18 protein-coding genes and 3 tRNA genes are annotated in these 14,679 nt (G+C 58.4%); 9 read left to right on the top strand and 12 right to left on the bottom strand.

The window, feature by feature from the left end; translation table 11 throughout:
* The 4 genes from AAIH70_RS00475 to gloA form a co-directional block, all read right to left on the bottom strand.
* Window positions 1-330 (bottom strand): hypothetical protein (locus tag AAIH70_RS00475; protein ID WP_430032725.1); only part of this gene is annotated, 330 nt, incomplete at its 3' end.
* Window positions 325-399 (bottom strand) — tRNA-Glu (locus AAIH70_RS00470). The genes AAIH70_RS00470 and AAIH70_RS00475, both read right to left, overlap by 6 nt.
* A 172-nt stretch (window positions 400-571) precedes the next feature.
* Entirely contained in the window at window positions 572-1,366 is a 795-nt protein-coding gene (locus AAIH70_RS00465; protein ID WP_132273460.1) for a hypothetical protein, read from the bottom strand.
* A 91-nt stretch (window positions 1,367-1,457) separates the two neighbouring features.
* A complete protein-coding gene (gene gloA / locus AAIH70_RS00460) occupies window positions 1,458-1,898 on the bottom strand; it encodes a lactoylglutathione lyase (RefSeq protein WP_132273461.1) in 441 nt (146 codons plus the stop codon).
* Window positions 1,899-2,095: 197 nt separating this feature from the next.
* Here gloA and AAIH70_RS00455 point away from each other — a divergent pair, with 197 nt between their 5' ends.
* From AAIH70_RS00455 to AAIH70_RS00430, 6 genes are all read left to right on the top strand, one after another.
* Window positions 2,096-2,674 carry a cold-shock protein gene (locus AAIH70_RS00455; RefSeq protein ID WP_132273462.1) on the top strand — a complete coding sequence of 193 codons (579 nt, stop codon included), beginning with the start codon at window positions 2,096-2,098 and terminating at the stop codon, window positions 2,672-2,674.
* A gap of 2 nt (window positions 2,675-2,676) precedes the next feature.
* A complete protein-coding gene (locus AAIH70_RS00450; protein WP_245519150.1) occupies window positions 2,677-3,153 on the top strand; it encodes a DUF192 domain-containing protein in 477 nt (158 codons plus the stop codon).
* A gap of 91 nt (window positions 3,154-3,244) precedes the next feature.
* A tRNA-Pro gene (locus AAIH70_RS00445) sits at window positions 3,245-3,321 on the top strand.
* A gap of 46 nt (window positions 3,322-3,367) precedes the next feature.
* Complete coding sequence (locus AAIH70_RS00440) at window positions 3,368-3,673, top strand: ETC complex I subunit (RefSeq protein ID WP_165931995.1); 306 nt, start codon at window positions 3,368-3,370, stop codon at window positions 3,671-3,673.
* A gap of 18 nt (window positions 3,674-3,691) precedes the next feature.
* Window positions 3,692-3,768: transfer RNA gene (locus AAIH70_RS00435), tRNA-Arg, on the top strand.
* 211 nt (window positions 3,769-3,979) lie between these two features.
* Entirely contained in the window at window positions 3,980-4,177 is a 198-nt protein-coding gene (locus tag AAIH70_RS00430) for a hypothetical protein (protein WP_132273464.1), read from the top strand.
* A gap of 86 nt (window positions 4,178-4,263) precedes the next feature.
* Here the strand turns inward: AAIH70_RS00430 and AAIH70_RS00425 are convergent, their stop codons facing one another.
* Window positions 4,264-4,797 carry a PAS domain-containing protein gene (locus tag AAIH70_RS00425; protein ID WP_132273465.1) on the bottom strand — a complete coding sequence of 178 codons (534 nt, stop codon included), beginning with the start codon at window positions 4,795-4,797 and terminating at the stop codon, window positions 4,264-4,266.
* Window positions 4,798-5,354: 557 nt separating this feature from the next.
* On the opposite strand from AAIH70_RS00425, the gene AAIH70_RS00420 reads away from it, so the two are divergent.
* Window positions 5,355-6,011, top strand: coding sequence for a hypothetical protein (locus AAIH70_RS00420; RefSeq protein ID WP_132273466.1), 657 nt, complete (start codon window positions 5,355-5,357; stop codon window positions 6,009-6,011).
* Between the two features lie 87 nt (window positions 6,012-6,098).
* Here AAIH70_RS00420 and AAIH70_RS00415 read toward each other — a convergent pair whose 3' ends face one another.
* The 4 genes from AAIH70_RS00415 to AAIH70_RS00400 form a co-directional block, all read right to left on the bottom strand.
* Window positions 6,099-6,872 (bottom strand): amino acid ABC transporter ATP-binding protein, encoded by a 774-nt coding sequence (locus tag AAIH70_RS00415; RefSeq protein ID WP_132273467.1) that lies wholly within the window; start codon window positions 6,870-6,872, stop codon window positions 6,099-6,101.
* Between the two features lie 13 nt (window positions 6,873-6,885).
* Entirely contained in the window at window positions 6,886-8,043 is a 1,158-nt protein-coding gene (locus tag AAIH70_RS00410) for an amino acid ABC transporter permease (RefSeq protein ID WP_132273468.1), read from the bottom strand.
* A 3-nt stretch (window positions 8,044-8,046) separates the two neighbouring features.
* On the bottom strand, window positions 8,047-9,240 hold the full coding sequence (locus tag AAIH70_RS00405) for an amino acid ABC transporter permease (protein ID WP_132273469.1): 1,194 nt from the start codon (window positions 9,238-9,240) through the stop codon (window positions 8,047-8,049).
* A 124-nt stretch (window positions 9,241-9,364) separates the two neighbouring features.
* Complete coding sequence (locus tag AAIH70_RS00400; protein ID WP_132273470.1) at window positions 9,365-10,387, bottom strand: amino acid ABC transporter substrate-binding protein; 1,023 nt, start codon at window positions 10,385-10,387, stop codon at window positions 9,365-9,367.
* Window positions 10,388-10,727: 340 nt separating this feature from the next.
* Here AAIH70_RS00400 and AAIH70_RS00395 point away from each other — a divergent pair, with 340 nt between their 5' ends.
* A complete protein-coding gene (locus AAIH70_RS00395; protein WP_132273471.1) occupies window positions 10,728-11,918 on the top strand; it encodes a cystathionine beta-lyase in 1,191 nt (396 codons plus the stop codon).
* Here the strand turns inward: AAIH70_RS00395 and AAIH70_RS00390 are convergent, their stop codons facing one another.
* The 3 genes from AAIH70_RS00390 to AAIH70_RS00380 form a co-directional block, all read right to left on the bottom strand.
* Window positions 11,919-13,088 (bottom strand): FAD-dependent monooxygenase, encoded by a 1,170-nt coding sequence (locus AAIH70_RS00390; protein WP_132273472.1) that lies wholly within the window; start codon window positions 13,086-13,088, stop codon window positions 11,919-11,921.
* Between the two features lie 16 nt (window positions 13,089-13,104).
* The gene (locus AAIH70_RS00385) at window positions 13,105-13,350 is read right to left on the bottom strand and encodes a zinc-finger domain-containing protein (RefSeq protein ID WP_132273473.1); all 246 of its coding nucleotides are present in this window, start codon (window positions 13,348-13,350) and stop codon (window positions 13,105-13,107) included.
* Window positions 13,351-13,463: 113 nt separating this feature from the next.
* Window positions 13,464-13,718 (bottom strand): hypothetical protein, encoded by a 255-nt coding sequence (locus AAIH70_RS00380; RefSeq protein ID WP_132273474.1) that lies wholly within the window; start codon window positions 13,716-13,718, stop codon window positions 13,464-13,466.
* A gap of 169 nt (window positions 13,719-13,887) precedes the next feature.
* On the opposite strand from AAIH70_RS00380, the gene AAIH70_RS00375 reads away from it, so the two are divergent.
* Window positions 13,888-14,664 (top strand): alpha/beta fold hydrolase, encoded by a 777-nt coding sequence (locus AAIH70_RS00375; protein WP_132273475.1) that lies wholly within the window; start codon window positions 13,888-13,890, stop codon window positions 14,662-14,664.
* The last annotated feature ends 15 nt before the right edge of the window (window positions 14,665-14,679 follow it).

Raw genomic sequence — 14,679 nt, 5'->3', positions numbered from 1 at the left:
CCTCTTTTCAGAATGAAAATCTGACGTCCTAACCGATAGACGAAGGGCGCATGCCGTGTCCGCGTTTGCTGCGGTGGCTGCCTTATAGTCAGGGTCTTTAAATGCCGCAAGCGGTAAAATGATCATTCTGACGAATTTATTCGTAAAAATGTCATTGGCGTTGAACGGCTGTGGATGAAGGTGCGTATTTTTCGGGATTCTGCAAGGAAAACAGCTGTTTGGCACGCGCGTAAACGACAGCGTCCGGCGCTTGAAAGCCTGTTGACGAGCTGTGGAAAACAGCTTCGCGAAGAACTGGCAAAACATCATTTTAAGGGAGGGGAGTGGCACGCCCTAGGGGAGTCGAACCCCTCTTTTCAGAATGAAAATCTGACGTCCTAACCGATAGACGAAGGGCGCATGCCGTGTCCGCGTTTGCTGCGGTGGCGCCCTTATAGTCAGCAGTTTTTTTTTCCGCAAGCGCCCAATGATGATTTTTTACAAAAAAATGACGGCGCCCACAGGCGCCGTCGAGATTGCTGAAAAATATAGCGATTTCAGCCGCTTCGGGCTGGTGATCGGAACCTGCGGTTTACCAGAGGCCCGGCGCGACGGGCTGGACGGCAGGGGCGGATGGGCGCGTGGCAATGCCGGGCGGGGCATGGTTCGCCGCTGCAGCCGTGGATGCGTTGGCGCTGTCCGAATTGGCTGCCATTTGTGGTCCGCCGGCAAACAGGCCGCCGCTGGTGCCGCTGATACGGCGCACCGGCGCATAAGCGACGGCATCGGCGCTGATCGAGCCGGAGGCGCTGGAGGCTCGCGGTGCCGGTGTGGATTCGCTGGTGCCAGCAATATCGGCAGATGGTGACGCGGTCGCGGAAAAGATGCTGTTGCGGCCGGCCTGAATTCCGGTCGGCTGGGTGACGACACCGGCCATCGCCGACTCGGTCGCTTCCGGCCCGACCGGAATGGCGGCGGTGCTCGGTGCCGGCCCGGCATTTGTCGTTATAGCGCCTGCCGGACGCATGGCGGCCATGGCGCTTCGCCCTGACGCACGGAAATCACTGACGTTCTGGGTCTGGGCAGTCTGGGTCTTAGAAGGTTGGGGCTGAGCACTCTGGGCCTGGGCATTCTGGCCGGGGCGGGCGCTGACGAGCGGATCCACATAGGCGGTTGCGCCGTGTTGATCGCGCGGCGGCTGTTTGGCAGCCGTTGCCTGCTGCATCGCCTCGATAGCCGATGCCGGCCGCGGGCTGGAAGCGGTGGCCACTGCCGCCTCCGGTTTTTTCGACGTCAGCGAACAACCGGAGACCGCGAGGGCAAGAATGGTCAGGGATGCCGGAAGGACGCCCCTGGTTTTGAAGGTGGACGAACCGGACACCGGCATTCCCCGCTCTTAAATGACATGAGGCCGCATGATGCACATGCAAGCCTGTGTCAGGCTTTCGGGGAAGCCGTTTGGATGCCGGGTGCTTGAATTACCAGCTGCCGGTATTCGGCATCGAAATCCAGGGTTCCGCCGGCGTCAGGGCGGCGCCCTTCTGCAGGATTTCGATGGAGATGCCATCTGGTGAGCGCACGAAAGCCATGTTGCCGTCGCGTGGCGGACGGTTGATGGTGACGCCCTTGTCCATCAGCTGCTGGCAGAAATCGTGGATATTGTCGACTTCGTAGGCGAGGTGGCCAAAGTTGCGACCGCCCGTATAATCTTCCGTATCCCAGTTATAGGTGAGCTCAAGGCAGGGCGCCTTGCTGGCGCGGGCGGCGTCCACGTCTTCGGATGCCGCCAGAAAGATCAGCGTGAAGCGACCCTTTTCGCTTTCGGTGCGGCGCACTTCCTGCAGCCCGAAAATCTCGGTGTAGAACTTCAGCGAAGCGTCGATGTCCTTGATGCGGACCATGGTGTGAAGATAGCGCATATCGTGTTCCTGTGCTTGTTACGTCGGCGTGGCAGCCCCGCGGATATGCCTCACCCGCCAGCCTCGGACAAGGCATGTAGCTTAACAGAATATAAAAGAAGTCGGGGCTTGCGCTCTACGGTCGGCGCAATGTTATTCTGACCTCTAAGAATCAGTTAACCGTAACTTCGTGACGCGTATCGAGGGGCTGAGAAAACATGGCTGACAGAATGTCATCGAAAGACATTGCCGCATTCGAAGAACTCTCGGGCGAACCGGTCGAGCTCATCGAAATCACCGGCGTGGTAAAATGGTTCGACGTTGCCAAGGGATTTGGCTTCATCATTCCCGACAATGGCATGCAGGACGTTCTCCTGCATGTGAGTTGCCTTCGCCGTGATGGTTACCAGACGATCCTTGAGGGCACGCGTATCGTCGCGATGATCCAGCGGCGTGATCGTGGTTTCCAGGCGTTTCGGATCCTCTCCATGGATCAGTCGACGGCTGTGCACCCATCGCAGATGCCGCCGGTTCGCACCCATGTTCAGGTGACGCCGACCAGCGGTCTGGAACGGGCGATCGTCAAATGGTTCAACCGCACCAAGGGTTTTGGCTTCCTGACCCGCGGCGAGGGGACCGAGGATATTTTTGTCCACATGGAAACGCTGCGCCGCTTCGGACTGACCGAGCTGCGCCCCGGCCAGGTGGTGCTGGTTCGCTTCGGACCCGGCGACAAGGGCATGATGGCGGCGGAAATCCACCCCGACAATCCCAATCCCGGCAACAGGGCGCATTGATGATGCGCACTTCCGCCAAGACATTCTTCGTGAGCGCCGTTATGGCGCTCTCTCTGTTTGTGGGCAGTGCTACAGCTGCACCGGTGCGTTTCGAAAAGGAGCCGCTGACGATCGAGACTGTCGGCGGCAAGAGCCACCAGTTTAGCGTGGAACTTGCTCTCGACGATGCGCAGCGCCAGCAGGGACTGATGCTGCGCAGAGAAATGGCGCCGGATAGCGGCATGCTGTTTGATTTCATCGAACCGCGCGATGTCAGCATGTGGATGCACAACACGCTTCTGCCGCTCGACATGCTGTTTATCGACGGCGGCGGGACCATCACCCACATTCATGAAAATGCCGAGCCGCAGTCGGACGCGATCATTTCTTCGCGGGGGCCCGTAAAATTTGTTCTGGAGTTGAATGGCGGGCGCACAAGGGCTCTTGGCATCAAGATCGGCGACAAGGTGACGAGCCGCCAGATCGGCAATGCGAAATAAACCTGTATGGGTGTGAAGATTGATGCACCGATCGCGTTTTTTGCTGTTGCAGCAACGGCATGAACCGTGTATCTCGCATTCATCGCAGGAACGGAGTGTAGCGCAGTCTGGTAGCGCATCTGGTTTGGGACCAGAGGGTCGGGAGTTCGAATCTCTCCACTCCGACCATCGATACCGGGCTCGGTCTATGCCCATATCGGGGAACGAGCACAGCATGTCCGCCAAGATCTATCGCCCAGCTAAGACCGCCATGCAGTCCGGTAAGGCGAAAACGCATCTTTGGCTGCTGGAATTCGATCAGGAAGAGCCGCGTCGTATCGATCCGATCCTTGGCTATACCTCCACCGGCGACATGAAGCAGCAGCTCAAGCTCACATTCGAAACGCTGGAACAGGCCTGCGCCTATGCGGAGCGCAACGGTATCGAATACCGTGTGCTCCAGCCGAAGGAGCCGGCACGCCAGACCGTTTCCTATACCGATAATTTCCGTTTCAATCGCACGACGCCCTGGACTCACTGATCCACGGCGCGCGGAGATGGCCCCTTAGCTCAACTGGATAGAGCAGCTGCCTTCTAAGCAGCAGGTCGCAGGTTCGAGTCCTGCAGGGGTCGCCACCAAATTATTGATATCGCTGAGAAATATTGCAAAGGCGTCCGGTTTTCATCGGGTGCCTTTATTGCGTTTACAGCCTTTTGGTTCGGCGGCAGGCTGCGCTGATTTGTCCATGAAGGCGCCGATTGCGCAGCGCTCGGAACCGACCCTTGACTTTCTGTTCAATTTGACGGAACATAAAGAGAACAAACTGTTTCGATGCAGGAGAACGTCATGCATGCAGAGCGTAGTGTCAGTTCCAGTGTTGTCATTGAACGTGCCCTGGCGGCCGTCGAAAAATCGAAAGAACGCCGCGAGCGCTGGGAGCGGGAAAAGAAAAGCCGATTCGAACGCATACAGATTGCCAACACGCGCCAGCCGGTCGCGGCCTTGAAACCGGGTCGTCAGCTGAGTCTGCGTCTGGACGGATGACTGCAACATCCGCGGCAGTGTAGCCTGAGCGGACTTGTTTGAATGTCTGTCAGCACTCCGTGGGTGAGGGCATCGAACGACAAACGTCAGTGGTAAACGACGACGGGTCTCTTTTTATCCTCGTCATCATTTTCCAAACGGTTGACTGCATGAGCGAGAACGCCGGCGACGTCGTCATCCTCAATGTCGAATACCGGCTGTTCGCTATTGCGATAATAACTGGCCAGCAGTTTTTTCTTTTGCTGCTCATCCAGTTCGACATCATCAAAAACCACGCCCACATAGCGAGTGGCTTCGCCCTCGATGCCGCGAAAGCAGCGCCCGATGCCGACAATGTGCACGATGCTGCCGTCGGGGCGGGCCACGTGGTAATCTTGAAAGCAGGAGCCGCCAGTGGAAATCGCCTGATGTAGTGTTCTGGCGACATCGCGGCGATCGCCTTCCCATACGGCGGCGAGATAGGTTTCGATCGGCAGCCCGTCGCGAACATCCTGTGGCTCAAGCCCAAAAATGTCGGCGAAATGTTCGTCGGCGCAAAGGAGATTTGTGTCGACATTCCAGTTGAAGACGCCGGCATCATCCGATGAAAGTGCGAAAATGCTTGTTTCTGGTTCGCTCATGGTGAAGTCTCGACAGAAGTTTGTTCCAGATTATTCCTCAATACGGAAATAGCAAGTGCCATACCTCAGCGCGGCTGGGTCCTTCTGTGGGCACTCGTCAGCACTGGAGGTCCCTCTGTGTTGAGGTCCACGGAAAATGATGCATCGCGGCATCTTATGGCGTAAACAGCCGGTTTGTCGGCGATTATGCGTCGATTTTCGACATCGTCCTTGCTGCGGTGCGACATATTTATCGCGCATCGGAGATAAGTCAGGTCGTAAATTCCCGTTCATGCTGCATTCAGGCTTTGTAAAAGCCGCATTCTTTTGTATTCTTATATGCGTTGCAGCTACAGCATGATGCAGTAGCGAACAGCCACGTCCAAGGACGGGGTATTTGCGCTGAAAAGCACCATTACATCGTAATCGATTTCGTTTCCGGGCGGCTTTGTCGTCCTGGAGCTTCGTCGCACAGGGCAGGGCTGTTTTGCCCATGATCGTCCCGTGCAGGCCCGAACTGCGTCGAAGCGCATCAAAGCGGATGCGCGCGCACAGATCCAAGCCTTGATGAGGGTTGCATGGTAAAGTTTATTTCAACAGCAGGCGCCGTCATCGCGGCCATGATGGTGATCATACCGGCCGGAAAGACCATGGCCGAGGACAGGCCGCTGATTTGGGCGCCCAGCAAGAATTCCGATACGAGTTATGCGGTCAAGCTTGGCCTTCGTCTGCCGAACGAGCTGCAGCCGGAAGCCGGCATCAATTTTGGCCTGGATTCGCAAAAAGGCGCTGTCGTGAACACGCCCGTACGGTTCTGGGGCAAGGTCACGGCGTCCAGCATCCAGACGCCAGCCTATCAGTTGAAGCGCGACATTCGTGTCAATCTTGATGCAGTCACCGGCAGCAGCGGCGCGGGTGTCATCATGTCTGAAAAGCGCATTGCCAGCGAAGCGCTGGATGTCGAGCTTAGCCGGCAGTATGGCGTTCGCTATGATGGCGGGACCGATAACTGGGTCGGCGAGGCGAGTCAGTCTGTGAAAGTGTCACGATCAGGCACCGGCACGGCCGTCATTATTGAAGCCAGGGCTCTTGATACATTCAAGGAACTGGCAGGTGGTGTTGCGGTCGAACAGAAGATCAGCGAACGGTTGTCCCTTAACGGCAGGATAGATCAGACGACGAACGCCGGCAAACCGACCAGCAATATCGGAGCCCGATATACGTTCAAATGGTGACTTGAACGGAGCGCTGGCTCTTCGATAGTCGGATAGAAAAAGGGGCGCCCGTGGCGCCCCTTCGGTGTTTTTCGTCCCTCGGCAATCCTAATGCAGGATCTGGCTGAGGAAGAGGCGCGTGCGCTCGTGCTGCGGATTGTCGAAGAATTCCTGCGGGGAATTCTGCTCAACGATCTGGCCCTGGTCCATGAAGATCACCCGGTTGGCGACCTGGCGCGCGAAACCCATTTCATGGGTCACGCACAGCATGGTCATGCCTTCTTCGGCAAGGCTCACCATCGTGTCTAGCACTTCCTTGACCATTTCCGGATCGAGCGCCGAAGTCGGCTCATCGAACAGCATGATCTTTGGCTTCATGCAGAGCGAGCGGGCGATTGCCACACGCTGCTGCTGACCGCCGGAAAGCTGGCCCGGATATTTGTGGGCCTGTTCCGGGATCTTGACGCGCTTGAGGTAGTGCATCGCCACTTCCTCGGCTTCCTTCTTGGGCATCTTGCGAACCCAGATCGGCGCGAGCGTGCAGTTTTCCAGGATCGTCAGATGCGGGAAGAGGTTGAAGTGCTGGAACACCATGCCGACCTCGCGGCGCACCTCGTCGATCTTCTTCAGATCGTTGGTGAGCTCGATATTGTCGACGAGGATGTTGCCGGACTGATGTTCTTCCAGCCGGTTGATGCAGCGGATCATCGTCGATTTGCCGGAGCCCGAAGGGCCGGCGATGACGATGCGCTCGCCCTTCATCACCTTGAGGTTGATGTCGCGCAGCACGTGAAAATCACCATACCACTTGTTCATGCCGATGATCTCGACAGCGACGTCGGTGGTGGAGACGGTCAGATTTTTGGGTTGGGCGTCAGCCATGTTTTTCCCCTTATTATCGTTTGTGGCCGGTATCGAGGTGCCGTTCCATGAAAGCGGAATAGCGCGACATGCCGAAGCAGAAGATCCAGAATACGAAACCGGCGAAGATGAGGCCGGTAAGCGGCGTGACCGGCGTGATCCAGGTCGTATCGGTGAAGTTCAGGCGGATGATGTTCAACAGGTCGAACATGCCGATGATCGACACGAGCGAGGTATCCTTGAACAGGCCGATGAACGTGTTGACGATGCCCGGAATGACCAGCTTGATCGCCTGTGGCAGGATGATCAGACGGGTTTTCTGCCAGTAGCTGAGGCCGAGCGAATCGGCACCTTCCGCCTGTCCCTTGGGGATGGCCTGCAGGCCGCCACGGATGACTTCCGCCATATAGGCCGAGGCAAACAGCGCCACGCCCACAAGAGCGCGTAAAAAGTTGTCGATCGTCCAGCCGGTGGGCAGGAAGAGCGGCAACATCACGTTGGCCATGAACAGAACCATGACCAGCGGCACGCCGCGGATGACCTCGATGAAGATGACGCAGAACATTTTCACGACCGGCATGTTCGACCGGCGACCGAGCGCCAGAAGAATGCCGAACGGGAAGGAAACGGCGATCCCGACAAAGGACAGGATCAGCGTCACCATCATGCCGCCCCAAAGCGGGGTATCGACGCGGTCAAGACCGAAGAAGCCGCCATGCAGCAGGAAGAACGCGACGATCGGGAAAACCACGAACAGCAGAACGGCATTGACCGTCTTGTGCGGCAGTTTGGGGATCATCAGCGGCGCTAGCAGCACGATCATCATCAGGCCGACGAGAATCACGCGCCAGCGCTCCTCAAGCGGATAACGGCCGAAGATGAACTGCTGGAAACGGTCCTGAACGAATGCCCAGCAGGCGCCCTTCCAGCCGTCAGGCTGGATGCCGCCCTGGGCAATGGTGGCGCAGACCGAACGATCCGAACCCACCCAGCTTGCCTGGATGAACAGCCAGTTGATGATGCCGGGCAGGGCAAGTGCCAGCACGGCCAGCGCGACAATCGTCAGCACCACGTCTTTCGGCGTGGCCAGAAGGTTGGTGCGAAGCCAGCCGGCAACGGTGTTGTTGCTGATCGGTGGCGGTTCCGGCGCGATCATGTCGGCGCGGACGTAGGAGAGTTTACCGTTGGACATCGCTTATCTCTCCACCAGTGCCATCTTGGCGTTGAACCAGTTCATGAACAGTGAGGTGAGAATGCTGATGGTCAGATAGATTGTCAGCATGATCGAGATCATTTCGATCGCCTGACCGGTCTGGTTCAGAGTCGTACTGCCGGTGGAAAACAGTTCCGGGAAACCGATTGCCACGCCAAGAGACGAGTTCTTCGTCAGGTTGAGATACTGGCTGGTCAGCGGCGGGATGATGATGCGGAATGCCTGCGGCACGACGACGAGCTGCGTGGTCTTGTTCGGCTGTAGGCCAAGCGCTGCGGCTGCTTCGGTCTGGCCCTTGCCGACGCCCTTGATGCCGGCACGGATGATTTCGGCGATAAAGGCTGCGGTGTAGAGCGACAGAGCCAGATAAAGCGCCACGAATTCCGGACGGATATTGCCGCCGCCGGAAAGGTTGAAGCGGCCTTCCACCGGATAGTCGAACGTCAAAGGCGCGCCGACGGCCAGAAAGGCGATCAGCGGCAGGCCGATGATGATGCCGGCGGAAATCCAGCCGGTCGGCAATTGCTTGCCCGTCGCCATCTGACGTTTTTTCTGCCAAACGGCAAAGCCGATGGCGCCGATGACGGCAATGACGAATGCGATCGGTATGACCGAGGCGCCTTCACCCCAGATCGGATAGGGAAAGGTCAGGCCGCGATTGCTGAGAAAGGTCGACAGCGGGCCCTGAATGGCGTCGCGCGGCTGCGGCAGAATGGCGAGAACGCCGGAATACCAGAAGAAAATGACCAGCAGCGGCGGAATGTTGCGGAAGATTTCCACATAGACCGTGCAGAGCTTTGCCACCAGCCAGTTTTTCGACAGTCGCCCGATGCCGATGATGAAGCCTACGACCGTGGCTGTAATGATGCCTGTCGCGGCAATCAGAAGCGTGTTGAGCAGGCCGACCAGGATGGCGCGGCCATAGGTCGAATCGCTGGAATAGGCGATCAACGACTGGCCGACGTCGAAGCCCGAGCGGCCGCCGAGAAAGCCGTAGCCCGAAGCCGTATTCGAGCGGGCGAGGTTGCTGCTGACATTGTGGGCGATCCACATGACCACAACGACGAGAATGACCACTGTGAGCACCTGAAAGAAGATGCTGCGAGCCTTGGGGTCATAGATAAGTGACGTGGTTCCCCGCTTGGGCGGGGGCGCAGTTACGGCTTTATCCGTCATGCTTTGCCAATCCCCTGTGACCCTTCATGGATCACGTTTTGTTTTTGTTTTATTTTTTTATGTTTTTTTATGCGAGAAAGTCCGCAGGGCGACAGCGTCACCCTGCGGACTTCAGATCATGAGATCAACGAACCGGCGGTGCGTACTGCAGGCCGCCCTTGCTCCACAGAGCGTTGAGGCCGCGAGCGATCTTCAGCGGGCTGCCCTGACCGATGTTGCGCTCGAAAACTTCGCCGTAATTGCCGACGTTCTTGACGATGTTGTAAGCCCAGTCGTTCTTCAGGCCGAGGTCGGTACCGATCTTGGTATCGGCTTCGGTGCCGAGGAAACGCTTGATGTCCGGGTTGGTCGAGTTCTTCATCTCATCGACATTGGCCGAGGTGATGCCGAATTCTTCAGCCTGAACCAGCGCGTAACCAGCCCAGGTCACGACGTCGAGCCACTTGTCGTCGCCCTGACGAACGGCCGGAGCAAGCGGCTCCTTGGAGATGATTTCCGGCAGAATGACGTGATCGTCCGGGTTGGACAGCGCCAGACGCGTTGCATACAGGCCCGACTGGTCGGTCGTGTAGACGTCGCAACGGCCGGCCTGATAGGCGGCGTTCACTTCTTCGAGCTTTTCGAAGACGACCGGGTTGTACTGCAGGTTGTTGGTCTTGAAATAGTCGGCAAGGTTGAGTTCGGTCGTCGTGCCGGACTGTACGCAGACAGCGGCGCCGGACAGTTCGAGAGCCGACTTCACGTTCAGCGACTTCGGAACCATGAAGCCCTGGCCATCGTAGTAGTTGACGTAACGGAAGTTGAAGCCCAGCGCGGTGTCGCGGCTGATGGTCCAGGTCGTGTTACGGGCCAGAATGTCGACTTCGCCGGACTGCAGGGCGGTGAAGCGGCTCTGCGCGGTGGTCGGCGTGTACTTCACCTTGGTGGCGTCGCCGAAGACGGCAGCGGCAACGGCGCGGCAATAATCGACGTCAAAGCCCTTCCAGGCGCCAGATGCGTCCGGCTGTGCAAAGCCGGCGAGACCGGTGTTGACGCCGCACTGAACGAAGCCCTTTGCCTTGACGTCATCGAGCGTGGCGGCGGATGCAGCCGAGCTGATGCCCAGAACTGCCGCGCCAATCGCAGCTGACAGAAGCGTCTTTTTCATTTTCCCAACCTTATCTTTTCTTGTGATGGATCCCAGTCGGCCGCCAGTAAACAGGTTGCGGCCCTGACTGCTCGCAAGGCCTCCCAGAGCGAGCAATGCCTATCACAGTCGCAAATGCAGTCATGGTCAAGATGTGGCTGCCTAAATCCTGCCTCAAATCACCAGAAATACGAAAAAATGCACAGTCGATGGGCAAAAGCTCAATAGCTAGGCGGCGATTGCGTAAGCACTAAGCTGTGGTAACGCCGATATTTTCTCGGCTTTGCCTGCGACTTGACCCTGCGCATGCGTGTCTGCCAAAGATTGCGTCACATCTTTGAAAGAGAGCCGTGAGCAGGATATGACAAAAGACACTTTTTTAGACAATGCTGGTCCAAATACGCGCCTGGCGCATATCGGGTACAATCCCCGCGATTATCATGGCTTTGTCAATCCTCCGGTCGTTCATGCCTCGACTGTGCTTTTCCCCGATTGCGGCACGATGGAACGCCGGGAACAGAAGTATACATACGGTACCCGCGGCACCACGACGACGGATGCCCTTTGTGACGCGCTCAATGAACTTGAAGGCTCGGCAGGAACGGTTCTTGTGCCGTCGGGGCTTGCTGCCATCAGCATTCCGTTCCTGGCCTATCTGTCGGCGGGAGATCACGCGCTGATCGTCGATTCGGTCTATGAACCCGCGCGCCATTTCTGCGATACGATGCTGACGCGCCTCGGTGTCGAGATCGAATATTACGACCCGGAAATTGGCGCCGGTATCGAAGCTCTGATCCGGCCGAACACGAAGCTGGTGCATACCGAAGCGCCGGGATCGAACACGATGGAAATGCAGGATATCCGCGCCATCAGCGATGCGGCGCACCGGCATGATTGCGTCGTGACGCTGGACAATACCTGGGCCACGCCGCTTTACTTCAAGCCGCTTGATTTCGGTGCTGACGTGTCCATCCATGCGACCACGAAATATCCGTCCGGCCATTCCGATATCGTCATGGGGTCGGTATCCGCCAATGCAAAATACTGGCCGAAACTGCTTGCTGCCCATGGTGCGATGGGCATCTGTGGTGCGCCGGATGATGCCTATCAGATTCTGCGCGGATTGCGGACCATGGGTGTGCGCCTCGATCATCACCAGAAGAGCGCGCTGGACATCGCGCATTGGCTCGAGAGCCGCGATGATGTCGCCAGGGTTCTTCATCCTGCTTTGCCGAGCTTTCCCGGCCATGATCTCTGGAAGCGCGATTTCAAGGGCGCAAGTGGCGTGTTCTCGTTCGTGCTGAAGGTGGACGATGTCGCGCTGTTCAAGCGCCGCAGCCACGCATTGATCGATGCGTTGAAATTTTTTGGTATCGGCTGGTCCTGGGGCGGTTACGAAAGCCTCGCCGTGCCGGTCAGCCTTTCCGATCGCACGATCCGCAAGGCGCCGAGCGAAGGTCCGGTCATTCGCCTGCAGATCGGCCTGGAAGACGTTGCCGACCTCAAGCGCGATCTTGAGGCCGGTTTTGCCGCCGCAGCGGCAGTCAAGTGATCACGGATCGCCGGCGTTGAAGCCGTAAAGCCAGTCTAGGTCAGCCGCAAGCGATTGCGGCGACCGCAACGACAGCACCGCATTGCGGGCAAGCCGAACCGGGCCGCGGGCGTGATAGGCGAAGCGATTGAAGGCGCCGCGATTGCGCACCTTGTCGGTTCTCGTCACACGCTCCTTTTCGAAAGCGGAAAGTCTGTCGGCAAGCGCGCCGGGTCTTGCCAGATGAACGGCCAGACGCGCCGCATCCTCGATTGCCATAGACGCGCCCTGGGCAGCAAAAGGCATCATGGCGTGGGCGGAATCGCCGATCAGCACGGTGTCACGACCGTTATGCCATTTGCCGCGCTCGACTTCGTAGAGCGGCCAGAAGGTGGCATCCTTCGCGTGGCTCAGAAGTTCCTGAATTTGCGAATGCCAGAGCGAAAACTGGCTCATCAGCAGATCATGCTGTTTCGTGTTGGCATGCGCCTGCCACGTCTGGCCTGGATTGAGGCCGGTCGAGATGGCAACGACGTTATAGCCGTCTATTTCCTTGAGCGGATAGGAGACTAGATGCGCGCCAGGCCCCATAAAAGCTGTGACGGCATTGACCTTCAGGGCCGGCGGCGCCTTGCTGGAGGGCACAGTCAGGCGCCAGGCGATGTTTCCGGAAAATGTCGGGATTGGCGCTTGCGGCACGATGGTGCGTACCTGTGACCAGACGCCGTCCGCACCGATGATCAGATCCGGGCGGTGGCCGGTAATGGCGGCAAAGGCATCGGCTCCGGGGTGGTCCAGACGGACGCTGAGGTGAAGCGTGCACAAGGGTTGCTGCTCGACGGCCGACAGCAGGGCGCGCTGAAGCGTGGTCCGGTGCAGCACACCATAGGGCGCACGCCAGCGCTCGCGCGCAAAACGCCCGACCGGCACATTGGCCAGAACTTTCAAGGACAGGCCGGATGCCAGCGCGATGTGATCCGGCTCGTTCCAGATCGGCTCCAGCGTCTTCAAGACGCCGAGCTCGGCAAGGATGCGGGATGCATTTGGCGACACCTGCAGGCCGGCACCGACTTCCTCGAGGCGGGTGGCCTGTTCGATGATGTCGCAGGCGATACCACGCCGCGCTAATGCCAGCGCCGCCGTCAGCCCGGCCATGCCGGCGCCGACGATCGCTACTCTTTTGATTGTCATGCGCTTGAACCGAAGCTCAGGCCGCCTTGACGTGGAAAACGCAACCGGCCGGCTCGGTCTGGTCGGCCTTCAGGTTCGGATTGTAGCGATAGAGCGTCGAGCAATAGGAGCAGACCTTCTCGTTGTCGTCGCCCATGTCGATATAGATGTGCGGATGGTCGAAGGGCACGTTGGCGCCCGTGCACATGAATTCCTTGACGCCGATTTCGATTGCCGCGTGACCGCCGTCGTTCTGGAAGTGAGGAATTGCATGCCCGGCCATGTTCGTCTCCGATCGATGTTTTGCGACGGACCTTATAGTGAGGCCCGCTGATTGTGTAGGAAAAATTCTAACGTGACCATTCTCTGAAAGGTCGCATCCTGTCTTTCGTCAGGTCAGCGCCGTGGCTCTCCGCCCGGTGCATAAACCGTCTTCTGCTCGAAGCGGAACTTGTGGCCGCAACGGCATCGGATCATGTATTTGCGCGGATCGTTCGAGGCGAATTCGGTCACGAACCCCGTCGGCATTTCATCCACCAGAAAGCCCGGCGTCTTGCGGCGCGGATCGTCGTCCTCGGAAACCTCGGCATAACCGTTGTGTCCGCATTGCGAGCATTCGAGTTTACGGGAATATCGGTCGCGTGCAGCCAAGATCTGTCCTTTCGATTTGCCGGCGCTTATAGACTGCGTGGATGCCATGATGAAGTGGATTTGATCGGCCGCACTTGAAACTTGCACTAAAAATTGCGTTTAAGCACCGACGGGCGGTTCCCAAGACGAGGGGCCGTGTGGAAAATATGCCGCCGAGACAGGATATGCCATGAACCTCAATGCTCCCGCCTTTACCCAGTTCGACCATGACGGCCTGAAAATCGCGTATTTTGACGAGGGCGAGCCTTCCGGCGATCCGGTATTGCTGATTCACGGCTTTGCCTCGACGGCCACCGTCAACTGGGTACATCCGGGCTGGCTGAAAACGCTGGGCGAGGCGGGCTACCGTGTCATCGCGCTCGACAATCGCGGCCATGGAGCAAGCGACAAGCCGCGCGATGCCGAAGCTTATCGCCCGTGGGTGATGGCGACCGACGCGATCGCGCTGCTGGATCATCTCGGTATCGATCAAGCGCATGTCATGGGTTATTCGATGGGCGCGCGCATCTCAACCTTCGCCGCACTCGCCAATCCGCAGCGTATCCGCTCGTTGGTGCTCGGCGGTCTCGGCATCGGCATGACCGACGGCGTTGGCGACTGGGACCCGATCGCCGATGCGCTTGTCGCGCCCGTGATCGACGATATCACTCATGAGCGCGGCCGCATGTTCCGCATGTTTGCCGAACAGACGAAAAGTGACCGCGATGCGCTGGCCGCCTGTATTCGCGGTTCGCGCGATCTGGTGGAACGGTCCGATATGGCGAAGATCGATATCCCGACCCTGATCGGTGTCGGCACCAAGGATGATATCGCCGGTTCACCGCAGGAGCTTGCGGCGCTGATGCCGAATGCCCGCGCGCTGGATATTCCCAACCGCGACCACATGCTGGCCGTCGGCGACCGCGTGTTCAAGGCGGCCGTGCTGGAATTCTACGCAAGCCTTTGAATGGCTTTGAACCTA

Origin of the sequence: Neorhizobium sp. BT27B, assembly GCF_050455485.1 — a bacterium.
Lineage (GTDB): Bacteria > Pseudomonadota > Alphaproteobacteria > Rhizobiales > Rhizobiaceae > Neorhizobium.
This window is presented reverse-complemented; position numbering and strand designations above follow the sequence as displayed.

What these genes read in the sequence shown, in the direction of transcription:
- AAIH70_RS00465 (WP_132273460.1), bottom strand. Translation starts at nt 1,366, where the DNA reads ATGCCGGTGTCCGGTTCGTCCACCTTCAAAACCAGGGGCGTCCTTCCG.
- gloA (WP_132273461.1), bottom strand. Translation starts at nt 1,898, where the DNA reads ATGCGCTATCTTCACACCATGGTCCGCATCAAGGACATCGACGCTTCG.
- AAIH70_RS00455 (WP_132273462.1), top strand. Translation starts at nt 2,096, where the DNA reads ATGGCTGACAGAATGTCATCGAAAGACATTGCCGCATTCGAAGAACTC.
- AAIH70_RS00450 (WP_245519150.1), top strand. Translation starts at nt 2,677, where the DNA reads ATGCGCACTTCCGCCAAGACATTCTTCGTGAGCGCCGTTATGGCGCTC.
- AAIH70_RS00440 (WP_165931995.1), top strand. Translation starts at nt 3,368, where the DNA reads ATGTCCGCCAAGATCTATCGCCCAGCTAAGACCGCCATGCAGTCCGGT.
- AAIH70_RS00430 (WP_132273464.1), top strand. Translation starts at nt 3,980, where the DNA reads ATGCATGCAGAGCGTAGTGTCAGTTCCAGTGTTGTCATTGAACGTGCC.
- AAIH70_RS00425 (WP_132273465.1), bottom strand. Translation starts at nt 4,797, where the DNA reads ATGAGCGAACCAGAAACAAGCATTTTCGCACTTTCATCGGATGATGCC.
- AAIH70_RS00420 (WP_132273466.1), top strand. Translation starts at nt 5,355, where the DNA reads ATGGTAAAGTTTATTTCAACAGCAGGCGCCGTCATCGCGGCCATGATG.
- AAIH70_RS00415 (WP_132273467.1), bottom strand. Translation starts at nt 6,872, where the DNA reads ATGGCTGACGCCCAACCCAAAAATCTGACCGTCTCCACCACCGACGTC.
- AAIH70_RS00410 (WP_132273468.1), bottom strand. Translation starts at nt 8,043, where the DNA reads ATGTCCAACGGTAAACTCTCCTACGTCCGCGCCGACATGATCGCGCCG.
- AAIH70_RS00405 (WP_132273469.1), bottom strand. Translation starts at nt 9,240, where the DNA reads ATGACGGATAAAGCCGTAACTGCGCCCCCGCCCAAGCGGGGAACCACG.
- AAIH70_RS00400 (WP_132273470.1), bottom strand. Translation starts at nt 10,387, where the DNA reads ATGAAAAAGACGCTTCTGTCAGCTGCGATTGGCGCGGCAGTTCTGGGC.
- AAIH70_RS00395 (WP_132273471.1), top strand. Translation starts at nt 10,728, where the DNA reads ATGACAAAAGACACTTTTTTAGACAATGCTGGTCCAAATACGCGCCTG.
- AAIH70_RS00390 (WP_132273472.1), bottom strand. Translation starts at nt 13,088, where the DNA reads ATGACAATCAAAAGAGTAGCGATCGTCGGCGCCGGCATGGCCGGGCTG.
- AAIH70_RS00385 (WP_132273473.1), bottom strand. Translation starts at nt 13,350, where the DNA reads ATGGCCGGGCATGCAATTCCTCACTTCCAGAACGACGGCGGTCACGCG.
- AAIH70_RS00375 (WP_132273475.1), top strand. Translation starts at nt 13,888, where the DNA reads ATGAACCTCAATGCTCCCGCCTTTACCCAGTTCGACCATGACGGCCTG.